The organism is Streptomyces sp. NPDC026394 (assembly GCF_055567735.1).
Genome location: NZ_JBVHPX010000019.1, coordinates 72,979 through 91,084, shown reverse-complemented (window position 1 = coordinate 91,084; position 18,106 = coordinate 72,979). Strand labels below are relative to the sequence as shown.

Here is an 18,106-nt window from a genome sequence, read left to right as displayed (position 1 = left end):
GCGTCAGTCGTGCGGCAGCGTCAGCCGCCACGGGTCCGGATGCACCGTCCACGTACGGGTCCTGACCGGGCCGCCGACGACCACGTCCGCCCGGTAGCGGAAGTCCGCGCCCGACACGGTCACCGCCCGCGCGCGGGCCCGTACCGGCGGCCCGGTCTCCTGCCAGTGCACCACCACCTCGGCCAGCCCGGTGCCGTCGGCGCCGTCGCCGGGCGTGACCGAGACCCACCGCACCGGCCGGTCCAGGTCGGCCAGCACCACGCCGTCCGCCTCGACCCGCAGCCGGTGGCCCGCCGTGGCGGAACGCCGTCCGCCGGGCGGGGCCGAGTGGCCCGGCAGGTCCGAGAGTCCGGGCAGGGCCGAGGGGCCGGGCGGTTCCGAGGGGCCGGGCGGGGCGGTCGTCGGCCGCGACAGCAGCGCTGTACGGGCCGTCCGGACGAGCCGGTCCCACCACGCCGCCGCGCGGGGGCCCGGCAGCGGGACCGTTTCCGTGCCGTCGCGCCGGTCCGGGCGCCGTCCCGGCCGCCCGCCGAGCCCCTTCCACCGGTGTCGCCGACAGCGCCTGCCGGGCGGCTCCGGCTCCGTACCGGACGGGATGTCCAGGCCGCCCAGCACGATGCCGTCGCTGTCGTCCGTGAGCAGGTGCAGGCGGTGTTCCGTACCGTCCAGGACCGCACGGGCGGCGGCGACGGTGTCCGTCGGCACGCCCAGCGCGCGGGCCAGCGCCACCGCGCCCGGCGCGCCCACCGGCACCACCGCCAGCGCCACCCCCGCCAGATCGCGCTCCTTGTGCAGCAGCGCCACGGCGCGCAGCAGCGCCCGGTCGTCGCCGATCACCACGGGGCGGCGATGGCCGCGGCGGGCGAGCGCCCGCGCGTACTCCTCGGGGCCGTCGGGAAAACAGATCTTCGCGGCCGCGCCCGCGCACAGGACGTCCTTGGCGATCCGTACGGATTCCCCGTCCGTACTGCGGGCGGCCGGGTCGATGACCACGAGCAGGGGGTGCCCCCGGACCCCGTCCGGGAGAGAGTGCCCAGAAGGCTGCGCCGACACCTCGGTCCTTCCTCAGGTAGCATCTCGGTGCAAGAGCCCCTTGCGCTATTGCGCCAGGGGCTTCGTCTATTCCGGGGCACCGGTTCGACGGCTTCAGCGATGTCGTACGCGTACACCTGCACGCATACGGCCTCACGCACGTTGGACATGCCCCGCCCGGAAGGGGTGTACGCCTGTGCCCGCACTTGTGCTGCTCGGTGCTCAGTGGGGTGATGAGGGCAAGGGAAAGGCCACCGATCTGCTCGGTGGGTCCGTCGACTATGTGGTGCGTTACCAGGGCGGCAACAACGCCGGTCACACGGTTGTCGTAGGCGACCAGAAATACGCGCTGCACCTTCTCCCTTCCGGAATCCTCTCGCCGGGGTGCACCCCGGTCATCGGCAACGGTGTCGTCGTCGACCCTGCGGTCCTGCTCTCCGAGCTGAGCGGACTCAACGAGCGCGGTGTCGACACGTCCAAGCTGCTGATCAGCGGTAACGCGCACCTGATCACGCCGTACAACATCACGGTCGACAAGGTCACGGAACGTTTCCTCGGCAAGCGGAAGATCGGTACGACGGGCCGCGGCATCGGCCCGACCTACGCCGACAAGATCAACCGCACCGGTATCCGCGTCCAGGACCTCTTCGACGAGTCGATCCTGCACCAGAAGGTCGAGGCGGCCCTCGACTTCAAGAACCAGGTGCTGGCCAAGCTCTACAACCACCGCGCGGTGGTCGCCGAGCAGGTCGTCGAGGAGATGCTCAGCTACGCGGACCAGATCAAGGGTTACGTGGCCGACACCACCCTCCTGCTGAACAACGCGATCGACGACGGCAAGGTCGTCCTCTTCGAGGGCGGCCAGGGCACGCTGCTCGACGTGGACCACGGGACCTACCCGTTCGTGACCTCCTCCAACCCGACCGCGGGCGGCGCCTGCACCGGCGCGGGGGTCGGCCCCACGAAGATCAGCCGGGTCATCGGCATCCTCAAGGCCTACACGACCCGGGTCGGCGCGGGCCCGTTCCCGACCGAGCTGTTCGACGCGGACGGCGAGGCGCTGCGCACCATCGGCGGCGAGCGCGGTGTGACCACCGGCCGCGACCGGCGCTGCGGCTGGTTCGACGCGGTCATCGCCCGGTACGCGACCCGCGTCAACGGCCTCACCGACTTCTTCCTCACCAAGCTGGACGTGCTCACCGGCTGGGAGCAGATCCCGGTCTGCGTCGCGTACGAGATCGACGGCAAGCGCGTCGAGGAGCTGCCCTACTCGCAGACCGACTTCCACCACGCGAAGCCGATCTACGAGACCCTGCCGGGCTGGTCCGAGGACATCACCAAGGCCAAGACCTTCGCCGAGCTGCCGAAGAACGCGCAGGCGTACGTCAAGGCGCTGGAGGACATGTCGGGCGCGCCGATCTCCGCGATCGGCGTCGGCCCGGGCCGGGACGAGACGATCCAGATCAACTCGTTCCTGGACTGACGGACGCTGTGTCCGCGCGGCGGGAGCCGTGCGGGAGCCGTGGCCCCGCTCCCCTCCGGAGCGGGGCCACGGCTTTATGGTTTTTCGCAGGTGGCGGCGTTCGGCGGGGGCGTACGGGCCCCTACCGCTGTCCCTGGGCGCTGCCCGTCATGGCGGCCCGCTGCTGCCTGAGCCGGTGGTTCTCCTCGATCAGTGCCCGGCTGCTGAGCGCCCCGGCATCAGCTCTTCTTCGTGTACGTGAACGTCGGCTTGCCGTCGTCGAAGACCCGGCGGAGCTTGCCGTCGGGTTGCAGGCGCAGGGTGCTGGGGGCACCCGGGCTGCAACTGGTCGCCGGGCCCGCCACGACGGTGGTCGGTCCGAGGCGCAGCGGCGGCCCGCCGTTCATGAGGATGGCCTTGAACTCGCAGCGGAATTTGGCGCCGCGCGCTTCCATGGCCAGGACGGTGTCGCCGACCGCGCCCTGGGTGAGGGTGAAGCGGTAGGTGTCGCTGCCGCCCTTGCCGCGCTTGGTCTCCCAGGTGCCCAGGAATTCCTGCGCAATGACGCCGGGCTCCTTGCCCGCCGCCTTGCCGACCTTGCCGTCCGCCGCGGTCACGGTGCCGCCGTCGGCCTTCGCGGTGCTCCCCTCGTCCCCGTCGGGGCTGAACCAGACGTAGGCGATGCCGATACCGGCGGTGGCGAGGCCGAGGCCGACGGCGGCGGCCAGGCCGAGGGTGCGGGTACGGGGACGGCCGGTGGAGCCGGCGGCTCCGGTGGAACCGGTGGTGCGGCCGCGGCCGGTGTTGCCGGATCGGCTGCCGTGACCGCTGTGGCCATGACCGCTGTTCCCACTACGACTGCTGTGGCTCGAAATGCTGCCGAGTCCGGTGCGGCCGGTGGGGCTCTTGCGGCGCCGCCCGTGCGTGCTGCCCCCGGAGGACGGGGACACGGTGGCGTCCGGCGGGGACGTCGGAGCGCCGGCCGCGGCGTACGGCGGCGGGGTCGCGGAGCCGGGAGCCTGGGGCGGCAGGGGCGCCGAAACGGGCCCCGGCGCGGGCGTGGGGGCCTGCTCCCGGTCCCGGGCCGCGCCGGAGTGGCCCCAGGAGCCGTCGGCGCTCTCCCAGGGCCGGTGGCCACCGGAACCGTCCCAGGACCGGTTGCCGGACTTGTCCCAGGACGGGTCTCCGGGGGTGTCCCAGGGCGCGTCCCCGGACTCGTCCCCCGCGCCGTTCGGATTCTCCGCGTCGAGCAGCTCGACGGCGTGCCGCCCCAGCTCGGCGATGAGCGCGCCCGGCAGCCAGGGCTCCTGGCCGTCGTCCTCGGAACCGGTGTACGCGATGAGCTGCTCCGGCGTCGGGCGCTGCGCCGGGTCCTTGGCGAGGCAGGCCGCGACCAGGCTGTGCAGCCCGTACGGCAGCCCGGTCAGGTCCGGGTCCTCCTGGGCGATGCGGTACATCAGCGCGTGCACCCCGCTGTCGGACGTACCGAAGGGCAGCCGTCCGGTGGCCGCGAACATCAGCACCGAGCCGAGGCAGAAGACGTCGCTGGCGGGTGTGACGGGCCGGCCGCGCACCTGCTCGGGCGACATGAAGCCGGGCGAGCCGACCGCCTGGTTGGTACGGGTGAGGCCGCCGCCGACGGTCACCGCCTCCAGCGCCCGCGCGATGCCGAAGTCGATGACCTTGGGGCCGTCGATGGTGAGCAGGATGTTGGACGGCTTGAGGTCGCGGTGGACGATGCCGGCGGCGTGGATGCTGCGCAGCGCGCCCGCCAGCCCGCCGGCGAGGATGCGTACGGAGCGCTCGGGCAGCGGCGTACGGCCCTCGGTGATCACCTGCCGGAGCGAAGGGCCCGCGATGTAGCCGGTGGCGACCCACGGTGTCGCGGCCTCGGTGTCGGCGTCCAGCACGGGCGCGGTCCACTCGCCGCCGACGCGCCGCGCGGCCTGCACCTCCTGCCGGAAGCGGGCCCGGAAGTCGTCCTGGCCGGACAGTTCGGTCTTGACCAGCTTGACGGCGACCGTGCGGCCGCGGTCGGAACGGGCGAGGTAGACGCGGCCCATCCCGCCCTCGCCCAGCCGCCCCAACAGCCGGTACGCCCCGATCCGCGGCGGGTCCTGGGGGCCGAGCTGCCCGAGGCGGCCGCGCTCTGCGCGCTCATTCACGTTCCGCTTGCCCTTTCAGCTTGTTCGCCCTGTGCTCCCGGACGTGCCCTGCGGGGACGGTGCCGCAGGCGCGAACGTATCGGACGACGCCACCGGTCCGGTTTCGGTTCCCCGGTGTCCGTACGGGCCGTGATCGGGCCGGGTCGTGTGCGGCCGGTGTGCGGTGTGGCCGGGCCGGGCCGGCCGGGCGCGGTCGTCGGAACGGTCGTCAGGACGCGGGCGTGAGCCCACACTTCGGTGCACTCAGTAGCCGAGGTTATCTAGCGCGCGCGACAGCGTCTCCACCGCCTCCACGGCCGCGCGGAAGTCCGGTGTGCCGCCGAGCTGTTCGGCCAGGCCGGCGGCGAACGCGGTGTGGTCCGCGGCGATGCGGTGCACAGCGGACAGCCCGTCATCGGTGAGCGCGAGCAACTTGGCCCGGCGGTGGGCCGGGTTGGGCCGGTACTCGGCCAGCCCCTCCGCCACCACCAGGTCCGCGATCCGCTGCACGCTCTGCCGGGTGATGCCCATCGTCCGCGCGATTCCGGCCACGGACAGCGGCCCGTCCGCCACGGCGCCGAGCACCTGCCGGCGGGCGGCGGTCAGCCCGGCCGGGCGCGCCAGCCGCTCCGACACGGCGAGCAGCCGGCCGTTGAGCCGGGAGACGCCGAGGGTGGTGCGGCTGAGGAGTTCGGGGGCGAGCGGGGCTGCCTGCATGACAGCACCCTGTCCGGGTGACAGGAAGCTGTCAACGGAGCGGGCGGGGTGTCGGCCGTCCGGGTGAGCCGTGCGCGTTAACCCGTGGAGTGGGGTGGAGTTAACCCGTCCGTTCCTAGCGTCTGACGCGTACCGATCAGCGACCGACAGGAGACGCGCCATGGAGACGCCGGGGCAGCTCGCCGCCCACCTCGTGCTCGACCTCACCGCGGTGAGCGTACTGACGTTCGCCATCTACTTCCCGCGCCACCGGCGCCGCGACCTGGTGCCCGCCTACCTCGCGCTGAACGTCGCGCTGTTCGCGGTCGTCTCGGCGCTGGCCCAGGTCGGCGAGGGCGGCACGGCCCTCGGGTTCGGCCTGTTCGGAGTGCTGTCGATCATCCGGCTGCGGTCCGACTCGATCCAGCACGAGGAAGTCGCGTACTACTTCACCACCCTGGTCCTGGGCCTGCTGTGCGGCCTGCCGCACCTGGACTTCGCCGTCGCGGCGACGCTCACCGCCCTGCTGCTCCTGGTCATGTACGGCGCCGACCACCCGCGGCTGATGGCCCGCACCTGCCGGACCGTCGTCACCCTCGACGCCGTCCACACCGACCAGCGGGCGCTCTGCGAGGACCTGGCGCGCCGGCTCGGCGGCGAGCCCCGCGCCTGGACGGTCAAGGAAATCGACTGTGTCCGGGATCTGATGGTGGTGGACGTCCGCTTCCGTCTGCCGGAACCTTTCGGCAGGCCCGCTCGTACGACCTCACAGCGCACCGACCGCAACCGGCCCCGCACGATCACCCGCTCCCCCGCGCACCCGCAGCCCCGTCCCCTTTCCGAGGAGACCGTGTGATTCCCGCCGTACGGGCGATCGCCCGCGCCGCCATGGCGGCGCGCCCGATAACCCTCTCCGAGCTCCAGGCCCGCGCTGAGCTGATGGCCCGCATCGACCGCAGCTACCTCGTACCGGTCGAGATCTTCGCGGACTTCGCGGCCCGGCTGACCGACCCGCGGCGCCCCGGCGGCCCGTTCCGGTCACTGTGCATCAACGGCCGCCGCTGGTTCGGCTACCACTCCGTCTACTACGACACCCCCGGGCTCCAGACCTTCCACGACCACCGGCAGGGCCGCCGCTACCGCTACAAGATCCGCGAACGGCTGTACGAGGACTCCGGGGAACGGCAGTTCGAGATCAAGCTCAAGGGGCGGCGCGGCGAGACGCTCAAGCGGCGGCAGCCGCTGCTGCCCGGGGAAGCGACGCTCGGGCGCGGCCCGCGCGGCTTCCTGGCCTCCGTCCTGCACGGTACGTACGGCATCGGCGCCCCCGGGGAACTGGTGCCGTCGCTGGTGACCGACTACCGGCGCGCCACCTTCGTCGCCGACGAGCAGCGCATCACCTGCGACGCGGACCTGGTCTGCCGGGACGCGGGCACCGGCCGCAGCGTACGGGCCGACGGCGGGCTGGTCCTGGTCGAGACGAAGACCTCGGTCACCGGCCACCTGACGGAGGCGGACCGGCTGCTGCACACCTACGGACTGCGCGCCGCCGAGTTCACCAAGTACTGCGGGGCGATGGCGGCGCTGCGCCCCGGGCTGACGGCCAATCAATGGCGGCGGGCGGTGGGGGAGGCGTTTCCGCGGGCCGCGGCCTAGACACCGGGGGAGAGAGGCCCCGTGCCTCGGGCGCGGCGGTCCGCGGGCGCCGGGCCGAAGCGGGCCGTGACGCGGGCGCCGCCGCCGGACGCCGTGCCGCACTCCAGCGAGCCGCCCGACTCCTCCGCCGACCGGCGCACGATGTCCAGGCCCAGCCCCGTCGAGCCGCCGCCACTGCGACCGCGCTCCGGGACGTGCCCGGCGGGGAAGCCGGGGCCGTCGTCCTCGACGGTCAGCAGGCACCCGCCGGAGCCCTCGCGGGCGACCGTGACGCGCAGCCCCGCGCCGTCCGGAGTGTGGTCGAAGACGTTGCCGATCAGGGCGTCCACGGCCGCGGCCAGCCCGGCCGCGTCGGCCCGTACGACGGCCGGTCCGTCAGGCGCCGCGAAGCCCAGCTCGCGGCCCTGGTCCTCGGCGAGCGGGCGCCAGAAGTCGGCGCGTTCGTGGGCGACGGAGGCCAGGTCGGCGCGTGGGGGGCGCCGGGTGCCTGCCGCCGATGCCGCCCCCGGGCCCGCCGTGCCCGCCTCCGCCGCACTCGGGCCCGCCGCGCCGCGTCCGGCCGCCGCGCGCAGCGGTTCGCGCGCCGTACGGATGATGTCGTCGACGCTGCGCTCCAGCGCCGCCACGTCCGCCGCGATCCGCTCCGCCTCCGCCGGGTCGCGCAGCCCCTCCGCGTCCAGGCGCAGCGCGGCGACGGGGGTGCGCAGCCGGTGCGCGAGGTCGGCCGCGTTCTCCCGTTCGGCGGTCAGGAAACCGTCGATACGGTCCGCCAGACGGTTCACCTCGCGCGCCACCGCGCGCAGCTCGGGCGGCCCGGACGGCTCGGCGCGGGCCGCCAGGTCGCCCGCGGCCAGCCGGTCGGCGACCCGGGACAGCCGGCGCGCCGAGCCGACCAGGCGGGCACCGAGCCGGTCGGCGACCAGCAGCCCCAGCAGGACCAGTGCCACGCCGATCCCGGCGATCTCCAGCGAGGAGGCCAGCGTGCCCGCGTACAACTGGCTCTCCGACAGCGCGACGAGGACGACGGCGGTGCCGCCCGCCACCCCCTGCACCGGCACCAGGACGGTACGGCCCCCGGCGGGCGGCTCGTACGTGAACGCCCGCCCGTAACGGGCCAGCCGTACCGCGTCGGTGACGGGCGTGGCGGGCCCGAGCACGGCGCCGTCGGCGAGCACGACCGAAGTACGGGGGAGCCCCGGCCCGTTGGCGGAGTCGACGATGCCCGCGGCGGACCGGCGCGCGTCCGGCGCCCCGCCGGAACCCGCGCCCCGCCCGCCGGCCAGCGCCTGGCCGACCCCGGTGGCCAGCGAGTGGGCGCGCGAGGTGGCGTCGGCGGTGGCCCGGTCGGCGGCGTGGCTGCGGGTGAGCAGGGCGAGCGGGACCAGGAGGGCGGCGAGGACGAGCGCGGTGGTCGCGGCGGTCAGGAGGAGCAGGCTGCGGCGCATGGTTACGGCTTGCGGGGCGGGGTGGGGCCGTCGTCCGGGCCGGTTCCGTCCGGGGCTTCCGGTGCCGCCAGCTTCACGCCCACCGTGCGGACCGTGTGCAGGTAGCGCGGCCGCTGTGCCGTCTCGCCCAGTTTGCGCCGCAGCCAGGACAGGTGGACGTCCACCGTCTTGTCCGCGCCGCCCAGCGGCTGCTGCCACACCTCCGCCAGCAGCTCCCGCCGGGAGATCACCTGCCCCGCGCGGCGCGCCAGGTAGGCGAGCAGGTCGAATTCGCGCGGCGTCAGGTCCAGCGGCTCGCCGTCCAGGGACACCTCGCGCGCGGCCGCGTCCACGCGCAGGCCGCCGACCCGTAGCGCGGGTTCCGCTTCCGCGGTGCCGAGGCGGCGCAGCACCGCCTTGATACGGGCGTCCAACTGAGCAGCCCCGAAGGGCTTGACGATGTAGTCGTCGGCGCCGTCCCCGAGGGCCGCGACCATGTCCGGCTCCTCGTCGCGCGCGGTCGCCACGATCACCGGTACGTCGCTGACGGCCCGCAGCATCCGGAGCACCTGCGCGCCGTCCACGTCCGGCAGTCCGAGGTCCAGGACGACGAGGTCCGGGCGGTCCGTGACGGCGGCGTCCAGGCCGGACATGCCGGTCGCCGCGGTGGCCACGGCATGGCCGCGGTCGCGCAGCGCGCGCAGCAGGGCGCCGCGCAACTGGGGGTCGTCCTCGACGACGAGGAGATGGGACATGCCCGTCACCGTAACCAGGCACCCGGCCGCGGCGGGAGACGCCGCGAGTTACGGCACACGCCGGGCCAGGGGTTTGTCCGCGCCTTAACCGGACGTTAGGAAAGGGTGCGGGAAGGTGCCCGGGACGGTGGCACGGGCCGTACGGGCGCCGGGGCCGTACGGCGGAACGGCAGGAAGGACGGCGCGATGGCGTGGCGCAGTGTGGCGGCGACGGCGGCCTGGATGTGCGCGGTGGCCGCGGCGGGCGGACTCGGCGCCTGGTCGCTGGCGAGCGCCGACACCGGTGGCCGCAACGCGCGGGCCGTACCGCTGGACGACGGGGGTGTACGGGACAAGCTCGCCGCGGCCCGCGCCGCGTCCCAGGATCCCGGGCCGAGGGCGTCTTCGGGCTCCGCCGGGACCGGATCGCCGTCGGGCGCGCCGTCCGGTACCGGGGCCGCCTCCGCCTCCCCCTCCCCCGCCCGCCCCGTGGGCGGCGGCACGGTTCGCCTGGCCGGGGGCAGCGCCACCGCCGAGTGCCGTACGGACGGCCGGATCTACCTGACGGTCTGGAGCCCGGCCACCGGTTACCGCGCCGACGACGTACGGCGCGGGCCGGCCGCCACCGCCGCGATCGAGTTCGAGCCGCTCGACGACCACTCCGGCGACGACCACTCCTACACGCTCCGCTGCGCGGCGGACGGCCGCCCGCAGGCCGCATCGGCCCCGGACGACGACGATGACGACTAGGGCGTTTCTGATGGATCTCCGTGACGCCGCGGAGATCCATCAGAAACGCCCTAGCCGCCCCGGCAGCCGCCGAGGCCGCCGGCCCTGGAGTTTCCTCCAGCCCCACCGACAGACTGTCCGCGCCCGTGGTGAGCGCCATACACAGTGTCGGTACCTGACGCCCCGCACCCGTCCCTAGGCTGAAGGCGTCCGCCGTACCGTGCCCCTTGGCGGGCCCGAGCGATCCGAGGTAGTGCCCGTGACCACGACGCAACCCGACCCGGCAGCCGGCGCGGCGGTGCACGCCGCCGACCGCGCGCACGTCTTCCACTCCTGGTCCGCGCAGGGCCTGATCGACCCGCTGCCGGTGGCCGGCGCCGAGGGCTCGTACTTCTGGGACTACGACGGCAACCGCTACCTCGACTTCTCCTCCCAACTGGTCAACACCAACATCGGCCACCAGCACCCGAAGGTCGTCGCCGCGATCCAGGAGCAGGCCGGCAAGCTGTGCACCCTCGCGCCGGGCTTCGCCGTGGACGTCCGCTCCGAGGCCGCCCGGCTGGTCGCCGAGCGCACCCCCGGCGACCTCGACAAGATCTTCTTCACCAACGGCGGCGCCGAGGCCGTGGAGAACGCGGTCCGCATGGCCCGGCTGCACACCGGCCGGACCAAGGTGCTGTCCGCCTACCGCTCGTACCACGGCGCCACCGCCGCCGCGATCAACCTGACCGGCGACCCGCGCCGCTGGCCGTCCGACACCGCCTCGGCCGGTGTCGTGCACTTCTGGGGACCGTTCCTGTACCGCTCGCCGTTCCACGCGGAGAACGAGGCCCAGGAGTGCGAGCGCGCCCTCGCGCACCTGGCGGACACGATCGCCTTCGAGGGGCCGGAGTCGGTCGCCGCGGTCGTCCTGGAGACGGTCCCGGGCACCGCCGGGATCATGGTCCCCCCGCCCGGCTACCTGGCCGGCGTCCGCGAGATCTGCGACCGGTACGGCATCGTCTTCGTCCTGGACGAGGTCATGGCGGGCTTCGGCCGTACGGGCCACTGGTTCGCCGCCGACCACTTCGGCGTCACGCCGGACCTGCTGACCTTCGCCAAGGGCGTGAACTCCGGCTACGTACCGCTGGGCGGCGTCGCCCTCTCCGCCGAGATCGCCGCCACCTTCGACCAGCGCCCCTACCCGGGCGGCCTGACCTACTCCGGGCACCCGCTGGCCTGCGCCTCCGCCGTCGCCACGATCAACGCGATGGCCGAGGAGAACATCGTGGAGAACGCCGCGGAGATCGGCGAGCGGGTCATCGGGCCCGGGCTGCGCGCCCTCGCGGAACGCCACCCCTCGGTCGGCGAGGTGCGCGGCCTGGGCGTCTTCTGGGCGCTGGAGCTGGTCAAGGACCAGGAGACGCGCGAGCCGCTGGTGCCGTACAACGCGTCGGGCGCGGCCAACGCCCCGATGGCCGAGTTCGCGGCGGCCTGCAAGCGCGGCGGTCTGTGGCCCTTCGTGAACATGAACCGTACGCATGTCGTGCCGCCCTGCACCGTCACGGAGGCCGAGGTGAAGGAGGGCCTGGCGGCCCTGGACGCGGCCCTGTCGGTGGCGGACGCGCACACGCGCTGAGGGCCGGGGCGGGCGCGGGCCCGGGCCCGGATCCGGGCGCACGGCCGGGCCGCCGGGCCCCGGCCGTCCCGGGCCGCTCCCCGCACCACCGTCGCCCCGCCCGTCCCCCTCGCCTATCGTGAGGGCGAGGGCCGCTCTCCTTGCGCGGTCTACGGACCATGCGGTCGCACGGGCCCCCGGGCCCACGAGGCCGCCGAAGGAGACGGACACGATGCCCGCCGGCCCAGGCAGCGGAGTCATACGGCGCAACACCCTGCGCCAGCAGATCGCCGACGCGCTGCGCGACGAGGTGCTGGCCGGACGGCTGCCCTGCGGAGACCAGTTCACGGTCAAGGAGATCGCCGAACAGTACGGCGTCTCCGCGACGCCCGTGCGCGAGGCGCTGCTCGACCTGTGCGCGCAGGGCCTCCTCGACGTCGAGCAGCACCGCGGTTTCCGCGTGCACGCCTTCACCGCCGCCGACTACCGCGCCATGATCGAGGCCCGCACCCTGATCGTCGAGGGCATCTTCCGCACCCGCGCCGAGCGGGCGCTGAGCACCGCCTCGCCCGCGGTGATGATGTCCATCCGGCGCCGTGCCGAGGAGGCCGAACGGGCGGCGCGGGCCGGTGACATGGACGTACTGATCGGGTACGACCTGCGCTTCTGGCGCGAACTGGGCAGTCTGGTGGGAAACCCGTACATCAGTGACTTCCTGGACCGGGTGCGGGTCCAGAGCTGGGTCTTCGCCGTGCCGCTGCTGCGGCGTGAGCCGGATCTGCGCGGCCGGCTGTGGCACGGCCACCGCGATCTGGTCGGCGCCGTCGTCCGGCGCGACCTGACCGAGGCACAACGGCTGGTACGCGAGTACAACGAGCACTCCCTCGCCCTCGTCGGTGGACCCGGGTAGCACTACGCTGTCCCGACCGCCCCCCACCCGACTGGAAGCGAGTCTCGTCTCGTGGCATGTGACCTGTGGCTGGTCCCCCTTGTCGATGTGCTGTGCCACAGCCCCGACAACCCTTTCTCCGAAGAGATCGCCGCCTACGACCAGGCCCTCACGGAAGCGGGGCTCCCGCCGGTCCCCGTCTTCAGCTACATGCCCGGCCTCTCCGGGGACGTCGCCCCGGTGGCGGGCTTCGACTACGACGCCCTGCACTTCCTGCGGCGCGCCTACCTGCTGAAGATCTGCGGCCTCGAAGTGACACCGGTGGACGAACTGGGCGGCGACTACGAGCAGTTGCTGGAGATGTTCGAGACCACGGCCCAGCAGTCGCACCTGGTCTGGCACTACGACCACGCCGGGGCGTACGTCCCGGTCGACTTCCCGCACCCGCTGGCCACCGACGAACTCCTGGAGGGCGGCGGGCCGCTGGGCTCCGCGCACGGCTTGCTGCGTGACCTCGAACTGGTCGCGCCGGCCATCGGTATCGATCCGGCCAATCCGCCGGCCGCGCCGCAGGCCCCGACGCGGCCCACCACGCTGGAGGAACGGGTGGAGGGGCTGCCGCCGGACGACAGCCCGTTCGCGCGGGAGCGGCACGTCTGGCTGGGGCTGCACGCGGCGGCCACGCGCAGCCTGGGCCAAGGATCGATGATCGTCTTCAGTTGACGGCTGACGGCTGACGGCTGACGGCTGACGGCTGACGGCCGACGGCGGCGGCCGGTGCGGGCGCGGTCGCCGGTCCGTGCGAGCGGGCGTACGCCTCAGCGCGGCGACTCGGGCGGCCGCTGCCGCGGCATGTTCGGTCGGGTGCCCGGCGGGAGCGTGATCCGGCCAGGTTGCGGACCGCCGGGCTCCGGGCGCTGACCCCACTGCGCCGTCGCCCGCGCGGCCGGCGGCAGCGGGCCCGGACGGAACTGGGCCATCCAGTCGGCGGTCTCGGCCCGCACCAGCTCCGCGATGTCCTCGTTGAACCGGCGCAGTACGCCCAGGCAGCGCTCCGCCGCCTCGCCGGCGGTGCCCTCCGTCGGGCCGAGGACCTCGCGGACGTTCTCCGAGGCCCAGTCGAACTGCAAGGTCTCCAGCCGTCGTTGCACGGCCTGCGCGGTCGCCACGTCCCGCATCCAGCCCGCGGTCACCCCGAAGAACCGGTCGCCGGCCACGCACACCGCGGCGACCAGCAGCGCCAGGTACCCCCACTTCGCGCCCCCGGGCGCCACCCCGGTCAGGTCGAGCAGCGGCATCAGGCCGCCCGCCGCCACTCCGGCCGCGGCCCCCAGGCGCAGGGCCCGCGCGCCGCGGCGTTTGGCCACCCGGTCGTGCAGATACCAGGAAGCGGCCCGCAAGGCGCCCTCCTCGACCCAGTGGTACAGCTCGTCGAGGCGCTCAGCCGGCTCGCCCCAGTCCCCGAGCGGGAAGGTGCGGCTCCCCAGATCGCCGCGGCCGCCCCCGGGCCCGCGCTCCTCCCGAGGGAGTCCCTCGGGCTGCATCTCCGGCTGACTCACCCGTGCACTCCCTCATGCAGATACGTGCGATGCGCGCGGTACGTACGAGACGGCCGGTGCGCATCCTCCTTCCTACCGCCGAACGGTGGGCCTCGCCCCCAAGATCGCTATATTTCCGCCCGGAAGTGGTGCGGAATCAGGTATAGGACCATGCCCGCTCTCACTCGAAAGAGTTGCCACTGCCCGGTGGCGTACGGTTTCCACGGCTTCCGCCTCTTTGGTTCGCCTCTCTCGTCGGTCCCGTCCCCCTCTCCCGCCCGGCCGCCGGGAGCCCGCGGGGGCGCCGCCCCGCGCCCGTGCCGACGGCGACTAGGCTGCTCACGTGAAGGTCCTCGTCATCGGCGGCGGCGCCCGCGAACACGCCCTGTGCCGCTCACTGTCCCTCGACCCCGACGTCACCGCGCTGCACTGCGCCCCCGGCAACGCCGGCATCGCGGAAGTGGCCGAGCTGCACTCCGTCGATGCCGTCGACGGCGCGGCGGTGGCAGACCTGGCGCAGCGCCTGGAAGCGGACCTGGTGGTGGTCGGACCCGAAGCGCCGCTGGTCGCCGGGGTCGCCGACGCCGTCCGCGAGCGCGGCGTCCCGGTCTTCGGGCCGTCCGCGCAGGCGGCCGAGCTGGAGGGCTCCAAGGCGTTCGCCAAGGACGTGATGGCCGCCGCCGGGGTGCCCACCGCCCGCAGCTACCTGTGCACCACCCCCGCCGAGATCGACGCCGCGCTGGACGCGTTCGGCGCCCCGTACGTGGTCAAGGACGACGGCCTGGCGGCCGGCAAGGGCGTCGTGGTCACCGAGGACGTCGAGGCCGCGCGCGCCCACGCGCTGGCGTGCGACCGCGTGGTCATCGAGGAGTTCCTGGACGGCCCCGAGGTCTCCCTGTTCGCCGTCACCGACGGCGAGACCGTCGTGCCGCTCCAGCCCGCCCAGGACTTCAAACGCGCCCACGACGCCGACGAGGGCCCGAACACCGGTGGCATGGGGGCCTACAGCCCGCTGCCCTGGGCCGACCCCAAGCTGGTCGACGAGGTGCTCCAGACCGTCCTCCAGCCCACCGTCGACGAACTGCGCCGCCGCGGCACGCCGTTCTCCGGGCTGCTGTACGCGGGCCTGGCGATCACCTCGCGCGGCGTGCGCGTCATCGAGTTCAACGCGCGCTTCGGCGACCCGGAGACCCAGGTCGTGCTGGCCCGGCTGCGTACCCCGCTGTCCGCGCTGCTGCACGCCGCCGCGACCGGCACGCTGGCCGCGCTGCCGCCGCTGCGCTGGAGCGACGACGCGGCGGTGACGGTCGTGGTGGCCTCGCACAACTACCCCGGTACGCCGCGCACGGGTGACCCGATCGGCGGCCTGACCGAGGTCGCGGAGCAGGACGCGCCCGGCGCGTACGTCCTGCACGCGGGCACGGAGAAGGACGCCGCCACCGGCGAGGTCGTCAGCGCGGGCGGCCGGGTGCTGTCCGTGACGGCCATCGGCACCGACCTGGCAGCGGCCCGGGAGCGCGCCTACCGGGCGCTCGGCCGGATCACGCTGGACGGGTCCCACCACCGTACGGACATCGCGGCGCGGGCGGCGGGGGAGAGCTGAGGGCCCGTACCGGCGCCGGTACGGCTCCCGCCGGACCTGTTCCGGTCCGGACCGGCCCGCTTTCGGCCGGACCGGACCGCTTCCGGGCCGGTCGGCGTCCGGCTGGGTCCGGGCCGCGCCCGGCCCGCGCCGTGCCCGCTACGCGCCGTTCCGGGCAGAGCGGACGATTTTGGCCGGGAAATGGCTCCCGGCTTTACCCAAAGCCATTCCATCGAGTGACCGCACCGCCATCCGGCTGACGGGGAGGGAAGCCCCAACTAGGGTTCCCGGCAAGCGTCGTGTGGCGCCCGTGCCGCCCGGCGGCACGGCTGTCACGGCGGCGTCCGGCAAGTGGCTCACCGGCATTGCGATGTCGGTGGCCGGTGCCACAGTGGTGGAGAGTGAGCGAAGCCGCCGGAAGCCGTCCGCGGCCGCGGCACCGTTGCCCCGCTCTCGTCTCGTCCCGTGTTCTCAACGTCCGTCGGTCAGGGCAGCAGGGGGTGTACAGGCTGGTGGCAGGTCCGGAAGCAGGAGCAGAGGCGGCGCGCGCCCGCGCGCTCGCGGTGCTGCGGATCCGCGGCGCGGCGCTGGGCGTGGCCCTGGTGCCCGCGGCGGTGGCCGTGGTGCTGCTCGTCGGCGGTCTCACCGGCCGCATCGGCCGCGCCGACCCGGTCACGAGTTCCAGCGGCTGGGACACGGCGCGCTGGGCGGTGACGGGGCTCGCGCTGGTCGTGCTGCTGCTGGCGGCGCTGGTCACGGCCGTCGTCGTCCGGGCGCGGCCCGCGCTGAGCCCGTCGGTACCGATAGCCGAGTCCTCGGCCCCCGACCTGTACCGCCTCGTACGGGACCTCGCCGACCGCCTGGAGGTGCCCGCGCCGTCCGCGATAGCGCTGACCCCGGACTGCGACAGCTGGCTGGAGGACCGTACGCATCGGGCGCACGCCCCGCCGCGCGGCCGGGCGGCGCGCGGTGGCGGGGGCGCGGGAGCGCGCGACGGCGCGCGTGCCGAGCAGGCGCCGGTCCTGGTGATCGGTTCGCCGTTCATGTGGTGGATGCGGGTCGCCGAGCTGCGGGCCCTGCTGGCGCCCGTCGTGGCCGGCACCGGCCCCTCCGCCAACCCCGACATAGCCGCGGCCCGCCGCTTCGTACGGGGGCTGGACGCCGCGGTGGCGGTCTCCGCGCGCGCCAAGAGCCCCCTGGCCGCGCCGGCGCCCGCCTTCGTCGGCTGGGTCGCGCGGCTGCTGCTGCGGGCCTGCCGCGAGCACGCCCTGGAGATGGAGCGGTGCGTGGCCGCGGCCGCGTCCGAGCGGGCCCAGAGCGTCGACTACGGGCTGCGGATCGTCGCCCAGGAGCAGGTCGGGCTGGCGTACGCGGGCTGGGACCGGCTGCTGACCCGGGTCGCCCTGCCCGCCTGGCGGATGGGCCGCTGGCCCTCCCGGCTGGACGCCGGGGTGGTCTCCGCGCTCACCGAACTCTCCCGCCGCGACCGTCTGGCCGAAGGTTTCACCTCCCGTCTGGGCGAGCGCCCGGCGTGCGACCTCCTGGAGGAGCCCGGCGCCGTGGACCGCGCCGCCTCCCTCCTCGCCGCCCGCCTCTTCCACGGCGGCCCGGCCGAGCCGGGGCCCGACTGGTCGCCGGTCGGCTGGCAGCAGTATCCGGAGGAGGTCGTGGACCGCAAGTGGCGCCAGGAGGCCGCCCGTCTGCACCGTGTCCTGGACGCCCTCCCGCCGGAGCCGGGCGAGGGCGCGCAGCCTTCGCGCCCCCCGGCGGAGCCGGAGCGCCCCGCCCGGCCCGAATGCCGCATACCCCACCCGGCGCCGCAGTCGGCTCGGCCGCAGTCCCCGGCGCCGGGCGGGCGGTCCGCCGACCCCGGCCCGGGGAGTTCCGGCCCCACGCTGATACGGGTCATCGAACGGCTGACGGCGAACGAGCGCGCGAGCGACCTCGTGGCTGCCCGGCTCGGTGCCGAGCTGGCGCGGGAGGAGCGCGCGGAGGCGGAGCGCCGGGCGGCCCGCGGGCCGGCGGCCGACGGCCCGGACACGGGCGTACCGGGCGTACCGGGTGCGCCGGGCTCCCCCGGCGTCACCTGGGGCGACGGCCTCGCCGACGGGCTCCCGCTGTTCCCGATGCAGCCCCCGCGCACGGGCCGTGAGCTGCTCGCCGACCATGTGACCGCGATGGTGTGCTGTGCCGCCGTGGACACCGCCGGCGCCGCCCCCGGTCTGGACTGGCTCGACGGCCCGGTGCTGCTCGTGGACGGCGCGCGCCGTTCGGACCTGGGCCACCCGGTGCTCCGGCTCGTCGACGACGGAGACGCGGGCCCGCTGGGCGACTGGCTCGGCGAGGTCGGCGTGCGGCCGGAGAAGCCGGTCCGGCTCGTGTGAGGGGCGCCAAGGGCGCGTAGGGAGCGTACGGGGGCGCATTCGGGGGCATGAAGGAGCCGAGTGCGCCTGTTGTCGGCACCCACCGGGCATCACCCGCACGACCGGGCTGAATGTTCCCCTCCAGTTCGCCGTTCATGGCCGGAACCCTTGCGAATTCACGACGAAGGGTGACGGAGCAAGTGCGTAATGTGATGTGCTGGGGTCGGCCCCAGTCGTTCAATCGAGCACGACATCTGAGT

15 protein-coding genes are annotated in these 18,106 nt (G+C 74.5%); 9 read left to right on the top strand and 6 right to left on the bottom strand.

The genetic code is table 11. The annotated features are described in order from the left end of the window. Positions 1 to 3 precede the first annotated feature (3 nt). Positions 4 to 999: a diacylglycerol kinase family protein gene (locus ACZ4QV_RS32330; protein ID WP_467763786.1), complete on the bottom strand. Its 996-nt coding sequence runs from the start codon at positions 997 to 999 to the stop codon at positions 4 to 6. Between the two features lie 229 nt (positions 1,000 to 1,228). Here ACZ4QV_RS32330 and ACZ4QV_RS32325 point away from each other — a divergent pair, with 229 nt between their 5' ends. Then, on the top strand, positions 1,229 to 2,515 hold the full coding sequence (locus ACZ4QV_RS32325; protein ID WP_361157304.1) for an adenylosuccinate synthase: 1,287 nt from the start codon (positions 1,229 to 1,231) through the stop codon (positions 2,513 to 2,515). A 218-nt stretch (positions 2,516 to 2,733) separates the two neighbouring features. Here ACZ4QV_RS32325 and ACZ4QV_RS32320 read toward each other — a convergent pair whose 3' ends face one another. Next, positions 2,734 to 4,659 carry a serine/threonine-protein kinase gene (locus tag ACZ4QV_RS32320; protein ID WP_361638424.1) on the bottom strand — a complete coding sequence of 642 codons (1,926 nt, stop codon included), beginning with the start codon at positions 4,657 to 4,659 and terminating at the stop codon, positions 2,734 to 2,736. A gap of 243 nt (positions 4,660 to 4,902) precedes the next feature. After that, a complete protein-coding gene (locus ACZ4QV_RS32315; RefSeq protein WP_361157299.1) occupies positions 4,903 to 5,355 on the bottom strand; it encodes a MarR family winged helix-turn-helix transcriptional regulator in 453 nt (150 codons plus the stop codon). A gap of 160 nt (positions 5,356 to 5,515) precedes the next feature. On the opposite strand from ACZ4QV_RS32315, the gene ACZ4QV_RS32310 reads away from it, so the two are divergent. Both ACZ4QV_RS32310 and ACZ4QV_RS32305 read left to right on the top strand, forming a co-directional pair. Beyond that, a complete protein-coding gene (locus ACZ4QV_RS32310) occupies positions 5,516 to 6,190 on the top strand; it encodes a DUF4956 domain-containing protein (protein WP_361157292.1) in 675 nt (224 codons plus the stop codon). Next, a complete protein-coding gene (locus tag ACZ4QV_RS32305) occupies positions 6,187 to 6,990 on the top strand; it encodes a polyphosphate polymerase domain-containing protein (RefSeq protein ID WP_361157290.1) in 804 nt (267 codons plus the stop codon). The genes ACZ4QV_RS32310 and ACZ4QV_RS32305 overlap by 4 nt, the downstream gene beginning before the upstream one ends. Here the strand turns inward: ACZ4QV_RS32305 and ACZ4QV_RS32300 are convergent. Together ACZ4QV_RS32300 and ACZ4QV_RS32295 are read right to left on the bottom strand one after the other, a co-directional pair. After that, positions 6,987 to 8,435 (bottom strand): sensor histidine kinase, encoded by a 1,449-nt coding sequence (locus ACZ4QV_RS32300; protein ID WP_467763771.1) that lies wholly within the window; start codon positions 8,433 to 8,435, stop codon positions 6,987 to 6,989. The genes ACZ4QV_RS32305 and ACZ4QV_RS32300 overlap by 4 nt on opposite strands. Before the next feature lie 2 nt (positions 8,436 to 8,437). Continuing rightward, positions 8,438 to 9,169 carry a response regulator transcription factor gene (locus ACZ4QV_RS32295; RefSeq protein ID WP_361157286.1) on the bottom strand — a complete coding sequence of 244 codons (732 nt, stop codon included), beginning with the start codon at positions 9,167 to 9,169 and terminating at the stop codon, positions 8,438 to 8,440. 186 nt (positions 9,170 to 9,355) lie between these two features. Between ACZ4QV_RS32295 and ACZ4QV_RS32290 the strand changes: the two genes are divergently transcribed. From ACZ4QV_RS32290 to ACZ4QV_RS32275, 4 genes are all read left to right on the top strand, one after another. Continuing rightward, positions 9,356 to 9,898, top strand: a complete 543-nt coding sequence (locus tag ACZ4QV_RS32290) for a hypothetical protein (RefSeq protein WP_467763770.1) — start codon at positions 9,356 to 9,358, stop codon at positions 9,896 to 9,898. A gap of 238 nt (positions 9,899 to 10,136) precedes the next feature. Beyond that, positions 10,137 to 11,495, top strand: coding sequence for an aspartate aminotransferase family protein (locus ACZ4QV_RS32285; protein ID WP_361157281.1), 1,359 nt, complete (start codon positions 10,137 to 10,139; stop codon positions 11,493 to 11,495). Between the two features lie 211 nt (positions 11,496 to 11,706). After that, positions 11,707 to 12,384, top strand: coding sequence for a GntR family transcriptional regulator (locus ACZ4QV_RS32280; RefSeq protein ID WP_361157279.1), 678 nt, complete (start codon positions 11,707 to 11,709; stop codon positions 12,382 to 12,384). Between the two features lie 51 nt (positions 12,385 to 12,435). After that, on the top strand, positions 12,436 to 13,086 hold the full coding sequence (locus ACZ4QV_RS32275) for a hypothetical protein (RefSeq protein WP_361157276.1): 651 nt from the start codon (positions 12,436 to 12,438) through the stop codon (positions 13,084 to 13,086). A 95-nt stretch (positions 13,087 to 13,181) separates the two neighbouring features. On the opposite strand, the gene ACZ4QV_RS32270 is transcribed toward ACZ4QV_RS32275, so the two are convergent. Further along, positions 13,182 to 13,922: an SLATT domain-containing protein gene (locus ACZ4QV_RS32270; RefSeq protein WP_361157274.1), complete on the bottom strand. Its 741-nt coding sequence runs from the start codon at positions 13,920 to 13,922 to the stop codon at positions 13,182 to 13,184. Positions 13,923 to 14,244: 322 nt separating this feature from the next. On the opposite strand from ACZ4QV_RS32270, the gene purD reads away from it, so the two are divergent. Both purD and ACZ4QV_RS32260 read left to right on the top strand, forming a co-directional pair. Continuing rightward, on the top strand, positions 14,245 to 15,504 hold the full coding sequence (purD, locus tag ACZ4QV_RS32265) for a phosphoribosylamine--glycine ligase (protein WP_361157271.1): 1,260 nt from the start codon (positions 14,245 to 14,247) through the stop codon (positions 15,502 to 15,504). 491 nt (positions 15,505 to 15,995) lie between these two features. Beyond that, the gene (locus tag ACZ4QV_RS32260) at positions 15,996 to 17,867 is read left to right on the top strand and encodes a hypothetical protein (RefSeq protein WP_361616698.1); all 1,872 of its coding nucleotides are present in this window, start codon (positions 15,996 to 15,998) and stop codon (positions 17,865 to 17,867) included. The last annotated feature ends 239 nt before the right edge of the window (positions 17,868 to 18,106 follow it).

Bases quoted from the DNA above. Each gene is read 5' to 3' on its own strand.
- ACZ4QV_RS32315 (WP_361157299.1), bottom strand. From the start codon at position 5,355: ATGCAGGCAGCCCCGCTCGCCCCCGAACTCCTCAGCCGCACCACCCTC.
- ACZ4QV_RS32310 (WP_361157292.1), top strand. From the start codon at position 5,516: ATGGAGACGCCGGGGCAGCTCGCCGCCCACCTCGTGCTCGACCTCACC.
- ACZ4QV_RS32300 (WP_467763771.1), bottom strand. From the start codon at position 8,435: ATGCGCCGCAGCCTGCTCCTCCTGACCGCCGCGACCACCGCGCTCGTC.
- ACZ4QV_RS32295 (WP_361157286.1), bottom strand. From the start codon at position 9,169: ATGTCCCATCTCCTCGTCGTCGAGGACGACCCCCAGTTGCGCGGCGCC.
- ACZ4QV_RS32290 (WP_467763770.1), top strand. From the start codon at position 9,356: ATGGCGTGGCGCAGTGTGGCGGCGACGGCGGCCTGGATGTGCGCGGTG.
- ACZ4QV_RS32280 (WP_361157279.1), top strand. From the start codon at position 11,707: ATGCCCGCCGGCCCAGGCAGCGGAGTCATACGGCGCAACACCCTGCGC.